The sequence below is a fragment of the Pseudomonas syringae pv. tagetis genome (genome assembly GCF_022557255.1).
Taxonomy (GTDB): Bacteria; Pseudomonadota; Gammaproteobacteria; order Pseudomonadales; family Pseudomonadaceae; genus Aquipseudomonas; species Aquipseudomonas caricapapayae.
In genome coordinates this window covers 5883425-5895866 of sequence record NZ_CP092923.1, presented here as the reverse complement: position 1 = coordinate 5895866, position 12442 = coordinate 5883425, and the positions used below count along the sequence as shown (strand labels likewise).

12 protein-coding genes are annotated in these 12442 nt (G+C 56.9%); all 12 read left to right on the top strand.

Translation table 11 applies throughout. The annotated features are described in order from the left end of the window. The 12 genes from yidC (at position 1) to atpA (ending at position 12415) form a co-directional block, all read left to right on the top strand. A complete protein-coding gene (gene yidC / locus MME58_RS26390) occupies positions 1-1686 on the top strand; it encodes a membrane protein insertase YidC (protein ID WP_054985594.1) in 1686 nt (561 codons plus the stop codon). A 78-nt stretch (positions 1687-1764) separates the two neighbouring features. Further along, positions 1765-3135, top strand: coding sequence for a tRNA uridine-5-carboxymethylaminomethyl(34) synthesis GTPase MnmE (gene mnmE / locus MME58_RS26385; protein WP_055006594.1), 1371 nt, complete (start codon positions 1765-1767; stop codon positions 3133-3135). 575 nt (positions 3136-3710) lie between these two features. Next, complete coding sequence (gene mnmG / locus MME58_RS26380; protein ID WP_054985604.1) at positions 3711-5603, top strand: tRNA uridine-5-carboxymethylaminomethyl(34) synthesis enzyme MnmG; 1893 nt, start codon at positions 3711-3713, stop codon at positions 5601-5603. After that, positions 5600-6244 (top strand): 16S rRNA (guanine(527)-N(7))-methyltransferase RsmG, encoded by a 645-nt coding sequence (gene rsmG, locus MME58_RS26375; protein WP_055006593.1) that lies wholly within the window; start codon positions 5600-5602, stop codon positions 6242-6244. The genes mnmG and rsmG overlap by 4 nt, the downstream gene beginning before the upstream one ends. An 18-nt stretch (positions 6245-6262) precedes the next feature. Next, complete coding sequence (locus tag MME58_RS26370; protein ID WP_054985597.1) at positions 6263-7054, top strand: ParA family protein; 792 nt, start codon at positions 6263-6265, stop codon at positions 7052-7054. Positions 7055-7063: 9 nt separating this feature from the next. Continuing rightward, entirely contained in the window at positions 7064-7936 is an 873-nt protein-coding gene (locus tag MME58_RS26365; protein ID WP_054985598.1) for a ParB/RepB/Spo0J family partition protein, read from the top strand. Positions 7937-8082: 146 nt separating this feature from the next. Then, positions 8083-8490: a F0F1 ATP synthase subunit I gene (locus tag MME58_RS26360; protein WP_002555989.1), complete on the top strand. Its 408-nt coding sequence runs from the start codon at positions 8083-8085 to the stop codon at positions 8488-8490. A 16-nt stretch (positions 8491-8506) separates the two neighbouring features. Continuing rightward, the gene (atpB, locus tag MME58_RS26355; protein WP_002555988.1) at positions 8507-9376 is read left to right on the top strand and encodes a F0F1 ATP synthase subunit A; all 870 of its coding nucleotides are present in this window, start codon (positions 8507-8509) and stop codon (positions 9374-9376) included. A gap of 138 nt (positions 9377-9514) precedes the next feature. Further along, positions 9515-9772, top strand: a complete 258-nt coding sequence (gene atpE, locus MME58_RS26350) for a F0F1 ATP synthase subunit C (RefSeq protein WP_002555987.1) — start codon at positions 9515-9517, stop codon at positions 9770-9772. A gap of 57 nt (positions 9773-9829) precedes the next feature. Continuing rightward, entirely contained in the window at positions 9830-10300 is a 471-nt protein-coding gene (locus MME58_RS26345) for a F0F1 ATP synthase subunit B (protein ID WP_003401414.1), read from the top strand. A gap of 12 nt (positions 10301-10312) precedes the next feature. Continuing rightward, entirely contained in the window at positions 10313-10849 is a 537-nt protein-coding gene (locus MME58_RS26340) for a F0F1 ATP synthase subunit delta (protein ID WP_003315956.1), read from the top strand. Between the two features lie 21 nt (positions 10850-10870). Beyond that, positions 10871-12415: a F0F1 ATP synthase subunit alpha gene (gene atpA, locus MME58_RS26335; protein WP_002555984.1), complete on the top strand. Its 1545-nt coding sequence runs from the start codon at positions 10871-10873 to the stop codon at positions 12413-12415. Positions 12416-12442: the final 27 nt, after the last annotated feature.

Here is a 12442-nt window from a genome sequence, read left to right as displayed (position 1 = left end):
ATGGATATTAAACGCACGATCCTGATCGTCGCCCTGGCAATCGTGACCTACGTCGGGGTTCTGAAATGGAACCAAGACTATGGCCAGGCTGCCATGCCGACCCAGAATGTTGCAGCCAGCACCACCGCGCCGGGTATTCCGGATACGGCCGCTGGTACTAATGGTTCTGCAAGTGCCGACGTTCCAAGCGCTACTGCCAACACTGCCGCAGCACCTCTTGAAACTCCGGCCGTAGCCAGCAAAGACCTTATCCACGTCAAGACCGATGTGCTCGATCTGGCGATCGATCCGGTGGGGGGCGACGTCGTTCAGCTTCGCCTGCCTCTGTATCCGCGTCGTCAGGATCGTCCTGATGTTCCGTTTCAGCTGTTCGACAATGGCGGCGAACGTACTTTTCTGGCGCAAAGCGGCCTGACTGGAACGAACGGTCCTGATGCACGCGCCGCCGGTCGTCCGGTTTATTCCTCCACGCAAAAGACTTATCAACTGGCTGACGGCCAGGACACGATGGTCGTGGAGCTGAAATTCTCGGAAAACGGCGTCAATTACATCAAGCGCTTCACTTTCAAGCGCGGCCTGTACGATCTGGTCATGACCTATGTTGTGGATAACCAGAGCGCGCAACCCTGGTCCGGTAATCTGTTCGCGCAACTGAAGCGTGACGCCAGCTCCGATCCTTCGTCGACCACTGCCACCGGTACAGCCACCTATCTGGGTGCAGCACTGTGGACTGCGGCCGAGCCGTACAAAAAAGTGTCGATGAAAGATATCGACAAGGGTCAGGTCAAGGAAACCGTTCAGGGCGGCTGGGTTGCATGGCTGCAACACTACTTCGTGACCGCGTGGATTCCTGATCACAATGCCACCAATGCCGTTCAGACCCGCAAAGACAGCCAGGGCAATTACATCATCGGTTTCACCAGCCCGACGCTGTCGGTTGCACCTGGTGCACAGGGCGAAACCAGCGCCACGCTGTACGCAGGTCCGAAAAGCCAGGCGGTACTCAAAGAGTTATCCCCAGGTCTGGAACTGACAGTCGACTACGGTTTCCTGTGGTTCATTGCCCAGCCTATCTTCTGGTTGCTGCAGCATATCCACGCCATTCTCGGTAACTGGGGCTGGTCGATCATCGTGCTGACCATGCTGATCAAAGGTCTGTTCTTCCCGCTGTCCGCAGCCAGCTACAAGTCGATGGCACGCATGCGCGCCGTGGCTCCGAAGCTTGCATTGCTGAAGGAGCAGCATGGCGACGACCGTCAGAAGATGTCCCAGGCCATGATGGAGCTGTACAAGAAAGAGAAGATCAACCCACTGGGTGGATGCTTGCCGATTCTTGTACAGATGCCGGTTTTCCTTTCACTGTACTGGGTACTCCTGGAAAGTGTGGAAATGCGTCAGGCACCGTGGATCCTGTGGATAACTGACCTGTCGATCAAGGACCCGTTCTTTATCCTGCCGATCATCATGGGCGCAACCATGTTCATCCAGCAGCGTCTGAACCCGACTCCGCCGGACCCGATGCAGGCCAAGGTCATGAAAATGATGCCGATCATTTTCACGTTCTTCTTCCTGTGGTTCCCTGCCGGTCTGGTTCTGTACTGGGTTGTGAACAACACCCTGTCGATTGCACAGCAGGCTTACATCACTCGCAAGATCGAAGCGGCTACCAAGAAAGCAGCTGCCTGATCTAACCTGTGAACAGGTTGTACAAGACGCCCCCTAGTGGGGCGTTTTGCTATCCGTCATTTGTCCTGGAGCCGGACCATGAACGTTCCTCGTGAAACCATCGTCGCCATCGCTACAGCCCAAGGGCGAGGCGGTGTCGGTATCGTCCGTGTATCAGGTCCTCTGGCCGGCAAGACGGCTGAAGCCATCATCGGCCACACGCCGAAGCCACGATTCGCCCAATACGGGCCTTTTGTCGACGAAGCCGGACATGTACTCGATGAGGGGATCGCGCTGTATTTTCCCGGACCCAACTCGTTCACCGGCGAGGACGTGCTGGAACTTCAGGGCCACGGCGGCCCAATCGTTCTGGATATGCTGTTGCAGCGCTGCCTGCAACTGGGCAGCCGTCTCGCTCGCCCGGGGGAATTCAGCGAGCGCGCGTTTCTCAATGACAAGCTCGATCTTGCTCAGGCTGAAGCCATTGCCGACTTGATCGAGGCGAGTTCTGCACAGGCGGCGCGCAATGCACTGCGCTCATTGCAGGGCGCTTTCTCCCGGCGTGTGGATAACTTGACCGAGAAATTGATCAGCCTGCGCATCTACGTAGAGGCTGCAATCGACTTTCCCGAAGAGGAAATCGACTTCCTTGCCGATGGCCATGTCCTGAGCATGCTCGATGACGTGCGTATGGAGTTATCCACAGTAATGCGTGAGGCAGGTCAGGGGGCGTTATTGCGCGATGGGATGACCGTCGTGATCGCCGGACGTCCGAATGCCGGCAAATCAAGCTTGTTGAACGCACTGGCAGGCAGAGAGGCAGCAATTGTCACCGAGATCGCCGGCACAACCCGTGATGTACTGCGTGAACACATCCATATAGACGGAATGCCCTTGCACGTCGTCGACACCGCTGGGCTGCGGGATACTCAAGACCAGGTGGAAATGATCGGCGTGCAGCGCGCACTCAAGGCCATCGGTGAAGCAGACCGGATTCTGCTGGTGGTGGATGCGACCGCGCCGGAGGCAGCAGACCCGTTTGCATTGTGGCCCGAATTCCTCGAGCAGCGCCCGGCCCCGTCGAAAGTCACGCTGATACGCAACAAGGCAGATCTGAGTGGAGACCCTGTCGATCTGCAAACCAGCGTTGATGGCCACGTCACCATCAGCCTGAGCGCCAGGTCGGGTGGCGAAGGGCTTGAACTGCTGCGCGAGCATCTCAAAGCCTGCATGGGCTATGAGCAAACATCGGAAAGCAGCTTCAGCGCACGTCGACGCCACCTTGAGGCGCTGCGCCATGCCAGTGACTCGCTGGAGCACGGCAGGGCTCAACTCACCCTGGCGGGCGCAGGGGAGCTGCTGGCCGAAGATCTGCGCCAGGCTCAACAGGCGCTTGGCGAAATTACCGGCGCATTCAGCTCCGATGATCTGCTTGGCAGAATCTTCTCCAGCTTCTGCATCGGCAAATAAACCTCCCGGCATGGCCCGTCCTGGGTCATGCCTTCAAGCAGCACAAGACGCCGCTTTCTGCTGCAGCGTTATCCACATACTCCGGCATGTCCTCCTTTACTTTGCCTCAACACCTGAATCTGACGAGTAGAAATACCCGAGATAGGGATTTTCCGCGCCCGATTTTTTCTGAAGAGCCGTTTTTTTGTGGATTAAGCCCTGTGAATAACCGCCCCTTAGCTCGGTGGGTAAGCAGGGTGCGAACCTGAAGATAAATCGCCCTGTGGACAAGTGGCTATCTTATCAACAGGCTCAGGAAGGTTATCCAAACCCCTCGTGCCCACATGAACACAGGCTTTTGAATCTCTGTACACATCGAATATAAAGGCCTGTAGAGATCTATCCACAGAAAGATGGCTCAGTAAGAATAAACATAAAAACAAGGCTTTATAAACTTTCTTTCCTTTTTATTTTCTTTATTCGTGAGTTTTCCACAGCTGGTTAAATTTTGTCCAACGGGTTTCATTCAGGTGGGGTAAGTCCCTATACTTGTCAGCTATCCCAATTTCTCATCGACAACAGGCACGAGGTGCGTGGTGGATTTCCCTTCCCGTTTTGAAGTGATCGTCATCGGTGGCGGTCATGCCGGTACCGAGGCCGCACTGGCGTCGGCACGCATGGGTGTCAAAACCCTGTTGCTGACCCATAACGTGGAAACACTCGGCCAGATGAGTTGCAACCCGGCCATCGGTGGTATCGGTAAAAGCCACCTGGTCAAGGAAATCGACGCCTTGGGCGGTGCCATGGCCATGGCTACCGATAAGGGCGGTATCCAGTTCCGCGTGCTGAACAGCCGCAAGGGGCCGGCCGTACGTGCAACCCGTGCGCAAGCCGATCGCGTGCTGTACAAGGCAGCTATCCGCGAGACTCTCGAAAATCAGCCCAACCTGTGGATATTTCAACAGGCCTGCGACGACCTGATCGTCGAACAGGATCAGGTCCGCGGCGTGGTGACCCAGATGGGTATGCGCATATTTGCCGATTCCGTGGTGTTGACCACAGGTACGTTCCTTGGCGGACTTATCCACATTGGTATGCAGAACTATTCAGGTGGCCGTGCAGGTGATCCTCCCTCGATCGCACTTGCTCACCGGTTACGTGAACTGCCACTGCGCGTAGGCCGATTGAAAACCGGTACCCCGCCGCGCATCGACGGGCGTTCTGTCGATTTCTCGGTGATGACCGAGCAGCCGGGCGACACGCCGATTCCGGTCATGTCGTTCCTGGGCTCCAAGGAACAACATCCGCCGCAGGTGAGCTGCTGGATTACCCACACCAATGCCCGGACTCACGAAATCATTGCCTCCAACCTTGATCGGTCGCCGATGTATTCAGGCGTGATCGAAGGCATTGGTCCGCGCTATTGCCCATCGATCGAAGACAAGATTCACCGGTTTGCCGACAAGGAAAGCCACCAGGTCTTCATCGAGCCTGAAGGACTGACTACCCACGAGCTGTACCCGAACGGGATCTCCACCTCGTTGCCATTCGATGTGCAACTGCAGATCGTCCGGTCGATTCGCGGTATGGAAAACGCACACATCGTTCGGCCTGGTTACGCCATCGAATACGACTATTTCGATCCGCGTGATTTGAAATACAGCCTGGAAACCAAAGTCATCGGCGGTTTGTTCTTTGCTGGTCAGATCAACGGTACAACCGGCTACGAAGAGGCCGGTGCCCAGGGTTTGCTGGCCGGGACCAACGCCGCACTGCGTGCACAAGGTCGAGAAAGCTGGTGCCCGCGTCGCGATGAAGCGTACATCGGTGTTCTGGTCGATGACCTGATCACGCTCGGTACGCAAGAGCCTTACCGGATGTTCACGTCCAGGGCCGAATACCGTTTGATACTGCGTGAAGACAACGCGGACCTGCGACTTACCGAAAAAGGCCGTGAACTGGGCCTGATCGACGACGCCCGCTGGGCTGCGTTCTGTACCAAACGCGAAAGCATCGCGCTGGAAGAACAACGCTTGAAAAGTACCTGGGTGCGTCCCGGTACCGAACAGGGCGATGCAATTGCCGCACACTTCGGCACGCCACTGACCCATGAATACAACCTGCTCAACCTGCTGACCCGCCCGGAAATCGACTATGCCAGCCTGATTGCCGTTACCGGTCAGGGCTGCACCGATCCACAGGTGGCCGAGCAGGTCGAGATCAAGACAAAATACGCCGGCTACATCGACCGTCAGCAAGATGAAATTGCCCGGCTTCGGGCCAGCGAAGACACGCGTTTGCCAGAAGATATCGATTACGCCGGCATTTCCGGTCTGTCCAAGGAAATCCAGAGCAAACTGGGGATAACTCGTCCGGAAACACTTGGGCAGGCGTCGCGCATACCCGGCGTCACACCCGCAGCGATTTCCCTGTTGATGATTCATTTGAAAAAACGCGGCGCGGGCCGTCAGTTGGAGCAAAGCGCTTGAGTTCTATGGTCACCCCGCAACACGCCCAAGAGTTATCCACCGGTGCCCGGGAGTTGGGAATTGACCTCACCCCGGTCCAGCACGAGCAACTGCTGGCGTATCTGGCGCTGTTGATCAAGTGGAACAAGGCCTACAACCTGACCGCGGTGCGCAATCCGGACGAAATGGTATCGAGGCACCTGCTCGACAGTCTCAGCGTAGTGCCGTTCATCGACGGGACACGCTGGATCGACGTCGGCAGCGGCGGTGGGATGCCCGGCATTCCCATGGCCATCCTGTTTCCGCAGCGCAAAGTGGCGCTGCTGGACAGCAACGGCAAGAAGACCCGCTTTCAGACCCAGGTCAAACTGGAGCTGAAACTGGATAATCTTGAAGTTATCCACAGCCGTGCAGAAAATTATCAGCCCGATGCGCCGTTCGACGGGATCATCTCCCGTGCGTTCAGCAGCCTGGAAGACTTCACGGGCTGGACCCGTCACATGGGCGACGTGAATACACGCTGGCTGGCAATGAAAGGGCTGCATCCTGACGATGAGCTGGTAGCATTGCCCTCGGATTTTCACCTCGATAGCGCACACGCCTTGACCGTTCCGGGTTGCCAAGGCCAACGCCATCTGCTGATACTGCGCCGCACGGCATGACGGGGAACACAAGCAAGAATGGCTAAGGTATTCGCGATAGCGAACCAAAAAGGTGGGGTAGGCAAGACCACCACATGTATCAACCTCGCCGCGTCACTGGTCGCAACCAAGCGCCGTGTGCTGTTGATCGACCTTGATCCCCAGGGCAATGCGACCATGGGCAGCGGTGTCGATAAACACAATCTGGAAAACTCGGTCTACGACCTGTTGATCGGTGAATGCGATCTGGGCCAGGCCATGCAGTTTTCCGAGCACGGTGGTTACCAACTGCTTCCGGCCAACCGTGATCTGACGGCGGGCGAGGTGGTTCTGCTGGAAATGCAGATGAAAGAGAGTCGTCTGCGCAATGCGCTGGCGCCTATCCGCGAGAATTACGATTACATTCTGATCGACTGCCCACCCTCTTTGTCGATGCTGACCCTGAACGCACTGGTTGCGGCAGACGGTGTAATTATCCCCATGCAGTGTGAATACTTTGCGCTCGAAGGTCTTAGCGACCTTGTGGATAACATCAAGCGCATCGGTGAATTGCTCAATCCGCAGTTGAAGATCGAAGGTCTGCTGCGCACGATGTATGATCCGCGGCTGAGCCTGATCAATGATGTTTCCGCGCAGCTCAAGGAACACTTTGGCGAGCAGCTGTACGACACCGTGATCCCGAGAAACATTCGCCTTGCCGAAGCACCGAGTTTCGGCATGCCTGTGCTGGCGTATGACAAGTCATCTCGCGGTGCACTGGCCTACCTGGCCCTGGCAAGTGAACTGGTCCGTCGTCAACGTCGCGGCGCAAAAACCGCTCAGCCAACCTAAGGAATTCCCATGGCCGTCAAGAAACGAGGTCTCGGACGTGGGTTGGACGCACTTCTGAGCAGTCCAACCGTCAGTTCGCTGGAAGAGCAGGCCGTGAAGGCCCCGCCAAGTGAGTTGCAGCATGTGCCGCTGGACCTGATCCAGCGCGGCAAGTATCAGCCGCGCCGTGATATGGACCCGCAGGCACTGGAAGAGCTGGCCCAGTCGATCAAATCGCAAGGCGTGATGCAGCCGATCGTGGTGCGTCCGATCGGTGACAACCGGTTTGAAATCATCGCCGGCGAGCGTCGCTGGCGCGCGAGCCAGCAGGCCGGTGTCGAGACGATCCCGGCGATGGTTCGTGATGTGCCGGACGAAACCGCGATTGCGATGGCGCTGATCGAAAACATCCAGCGCGAAGACCTCAATCCCATCGAAGAAGCCATGGCGCTGCAGCGCTTGCAGCAGGAGTTTCAACTGACCCAGCAGCAGGTGGCGGATGCCGTCGGCAAGTCTCGGGTCAGTGTGGCAAACCTGTTGCGCCTGATTGCCTTGCCTGAGGCCATCAAGACCATGCTGTCGCATGGCGACCTGGAAATGGGCCACGCGCGCGCGTTGCTCGGTCTCAGTGAGGACCGGCAGGTCGAAGGTGCGCGACATGTTGTCGCACGCGGGCTTACCGTGCGCCAGACTGAGGCACTGGTCAGGCAATGGCTGAGCGGCAAGCCGGAGGCTGCCGAACCGGTCAGGACTGACCCCGATATCAGTCGCCTCGAACAGCGTCTGGCTGAGCGTTTAGGCTCTGCGGTGCAGATTCGTCACGGGCAGAAGGGCAAAGGGCAATTGGTCATCCGTTACAACTCCCTTGACGAGCTGCAGGGAGTGCTTGCCCACATCCGCTGAAACAATTGCTCTGTAGCGTATAGTCGGAAATCACTACCCGACTGTTGAATAGGGGCTGAACCGCCCCTATACTCTGCGCGCATTTTGTCGGCACAAATTATGCCAAGTTATTGATTATGGCGACCGACATCAAAGGAGCAGTTGCGATGGAATCCCGCATGCCAGACCGCTTGCCGTTCTATCGCCTGGCGGTTTTTCCGCTATTGCTGGCCCAATTGATCGTGTTGCTCATGGCCGCACTGGTGCTGTGGCAGTGGCAAGGAGTCGTTGCAGGATATTCGGGACTCTGTGGAGGCCTGATAGCCTGGCTACCCAATTTATACTTTGCTCACAAGGCATTCCGGTTTTCCGGGGCCAGAGCAGCGCAAGCCATCGTGCGGTCGTTCTACGCCGGCGAGGCAGGCAAACTGATTTTCACGGCAGTGCTTTTTGCATTGACGTTTGCAGGTGTGAAGCCATTGGCGCCGCTGGCTGTATTCGGCGTGTTCATGTTGATCCAGGTGGTCAACTGGTTCGCTCCCCTGCTTACGAGAACAAGACTTTCGAGACCTTAGGGCGTTTGAGGCAACCATGGCAGAGCAAACAGCTTCGGGCTATATCCAGCACCACTTGCAGAACCTTACATTCGGGCACCTGCCCAATGGCGAATGGGGCTTTGCCCACACCGCAGCAGAAGCCAAGGAAATGGGTTTCTGGGCTTTCCACGTCGATACCCTCGGCTGGTCGGTTGCGTTGGGTCTGATTTTCGTTCTGATCTTCCGCATGGCGGCCAAGAAGGCAACTTCCGGTCAGCCCGGCGCACTGCAGAACTTCGTTGAAGTTCTGGTCGATTTCGTCGACGGCAGTGTGAAAGACAGCTTCCACGGGCGCAGTGCGGTTATCGCACCACTGGCGCTGACCATCTTCGTCTGGGTTTTCCTGATGAACGCGGTCGACCTGGTGCCGGTGGACTGGATTCCACAGCTGGCCATGCTGATTTCAGGCGACGAGCACATTCCGTTCCGTGCCGTTCCGACCACTGACCCGAATGCCACATTGGGCATGGCCCTGTCCGTGTTCGCACTGATCATTTTCTACAGCATCAAGGTCAAGGGCATCGGCGGTTTCATCGGCGAACTGACCCTTCACCCGTTCGGCAGCAAGAACCTGTTCGTGCAGGCGCTGTTGATCCCGGTCAACTTCCTGCTGGAATTCGTGACGCTGATCGCCAAGCCTATTTCCCTGGCTCTGCGTCTGTTCGGCAACATGTATGCTGGCGAGCTGGTCTTCATTCTGATCGCCGTGATGTTCGGCAGCGGTCTGTTGTGGCTCAGCGGTCTGGGTGTAGTGCTGCAGTGGGCGTGGGCTGTGTTCCACATCCTGATCATCACCCTGCAAGCGTTCATCTTCATGATGCTGACCATCGTCTACCTGTCGATGGCTCACGAAGATAACCATTGAGATTCGTCTCAGGACGCGTCTGATGACCGCTTCGCCACTGGCGAGGCGGTGCCCGCAAGGGCTGATGTAGAAACGATTTTGTTTTACCGCTTCAATTAAAAAAACCTAACCAATACGACGTAAAAGTCGGGAGGAAAGATGGAAACTGTAGTTGGTCTAACCGCTATCGCTGTTGCACTGTTGATCGGCCTGGGCGCACTGGGTACTGCAATCGGTTTCGGCCTGTTGGGCGGCAAATTCCTGGAAGGCGCTGCGCGTCAGCCGGAAATGGTTCCAATGCTGCAAGTTAAAATGTTCATCGTTGCGGGCCTGCTCGACGCCGTGACCATGATCGGTGTTGGTATCGCTCTGTTCTTCACCTTTGCGAACCCCTTCGTTGGTCAACTCGCTGGCTGATCACTCGAATTTTCGAGTTGATTGGTGTGATGGACAACGAACGAGCGAGGTGTTGGCGTGAACATTAATGCAACCCTGATTGGCCAGTCCGTTGCGTTCTTCATTTTTGTGCTGTTTTGCATGAAGTTCGTGTGGCCTCCGGTCATCGCGGCTTTGCACGAACGTCAGAAGAAGATCGCGGATGGACTGGACGCTGCTTCCCGAGCAGCTCGCGACCTGGAGCTGGCCCAAGAAAAAGCGGGTCAACAACTGCGCGAAGCTAAAGCTCAAGCAGCCGAGATCATTGAGCAAGCCAAGAAACGCGGTACTCAGATTGTCGACGAAGCCCGTGAAACGGCCCGCGTTGAAGCTGACCGTGTGAAGGCTCAGGCTCAGGCCGAGATCGAGCAGGAACTTAACGGTGTCAAAGACGCCTTGCGCGCCCAGTTGGGTAGCCTGGCAGTCAATGGTGCAGAGAAGATCCTGGGTGCCACAATCGATCAAAACGCGCACGCGGAGCTGGTTAACAAACTGGCTGCTGAAATTTAAGCGAGGGCGATCATGGCAGAACTGACCACGTTGGCCCGACCTTACGCAAAGGCGGCCTTCGAGCACGCGCAGGCCCACCAGCAGCTGGCCAATTGGTCAGCCATGCTCGGCCTGGCTGCTGCGGTGTCGCAAGACGACACCATGCAGCGCATGCTCAAGGCCCCGCGACTGACGAGCGCACAAAAGGCCACCACTTTTATTGAAGTGTGTGGCGAAAAGTTCGATGCCAAGGCACAGAATTTCATCCACGTCGTTGCTGAAAACGACCGCCTCCCGCTTCTGCCGGAGATCGCCGAACTGTTCGACCTGTACAAGGCCGAGCAGGAAAAATCGGTCGATGTGGATGTCACCAGTGCTTTCGCATTGAACCAAGAACAGCAAGACAAACTCGCCAAGGTTCTCAGTGCACGGCTCGGCCGGGAAGTGCGCCTGCATGCTGCGGAGGATGCCTCTCTGATAGGGGGTGTCGTAATCCGCGCCGGCGACCTGGTTATCGATGGCTCAGTTCGTGGCAAGATCGCGAAACTAGCCGAAGCATTGAAATCTTGAGTTTGAAGGGGCAGCAGAGCAATGCAGCAACTCAATCCTTCCGAAATAAGTGAAATCATCAAGGGTCGCATCGACAAGCTCGATGTAACCTCCCAAGCCCGTAACGAAGGCACAGTCGTCAGCGTGTCTGACGGTATCGTGCGGATTCACGGTCTGGCCGACGTAATGTACGGCGAGATGATCGAGTTTCCGGGCGGCGTCTACGGTATGGCGCTGAACCTTGAGCAAGACTCTGTGGGTGCCGTTGTACTGGGCGCCTATACGACTCTGGCTGAAGGCATGAGCGCCAAGTGCACTGGCCGCATCCTCGAGGTTCCGGTAGGTAAGGAACTGCTGGGTCGCGTTGTCGATGCACTGGGTAACCCAGTTGACGGCAAAGGTCCGCTGAACAACACCGAGACCGATGCGGTCGAGAAAGTTGCTCCAGGCGTGATCTGGCGTAAGTCGGTAGACCAGCCTGTACAGACTGGCTACAAGGCTGTCGATGCCATGATTCCTGTCGGCCGTGGCCAGCGCGAGCTGATCATCGGTGACCGTCAGATCGGTAAAACCGCTCTGGCCATCGACGCAATCATCAACCAGAAGAACAGCGGCATCTTCTGCGTATACGTAGCTATCGGTCAGAAGCAATCGACCATTGCCAACGTCGTTCGCAAGCTCGAAGAAAACGGCGCACTGGCTAACACCATCGTCGTGGCTGCAAGTGCTTCCGAATCCGCTGCGCTGCAGTTCCTTGCACCGTACTCGGGTTGCACCATGGGTGAATTCTTCCGCGACCGCGGTGAAGACGCGCTGATCGTTTATGACGATCTGTCCAAGCAAGCAGTGGCCTACCGCCAGATCTCCCTGCTGCTGCGCCGTCCACCAGGCCGTGAAGCTTACCCAGGCGATGTGTTCTATCTCCACTCCCGTCTGCTGGAGCGCGCATCGCGTGTTTCCGAAGAGTACGTAGAGAAGTTCACCAACGGCGCAGTGACCGGCAAAACCGGTTCCCTGACCGCATTGCCGATCATCGAAACCCAGGCTGGCGACGTTTCCGCGTTCGTTCCGACCAACGTGATTTCCATCACCGACGGTCAGATCTTCCTGGAATCGGCCATGTTCAACTCCGGCATCCGTCCGGCTGTGAACGCCGGTGTTTCGGTATCCCGTGTGGGTGGTGCTGCTCAGACCAAGATCATCAAGAAGCTGTCCGGTGGTATCCGTACCGCTCTGGCTCAGTACCGTGAACTGGCAGCATTTGCTCAGTTCGCTTCTGACCTGGACGAGGCGACCCGCAAGCAACTTGAGCATGGTCAGCGCGTTACCGAGCTGATGAAGCAGAAGCAATACGCACCAATGTCGATCGCTGACATGGCGCTGTCGCTGTATGCCGCTGAGCGTGGGTTCCTGACTGACGTCGAAATCGCCAAGATTGGCAGCTTTGAACAAGCGCTGATTGCTTACTTCAACCGCGATCACGCCGATTTGATGGCGAAGATCAACGTGAAGGGTGACTTCAATGACGAAATCGATTCTGGCATGAAAGCCGGCATCGAGAAGTTCAAGGCCACCCAAACCTGGTAAGCCGCAGCGGGGGCCGCAAGGCTCCCG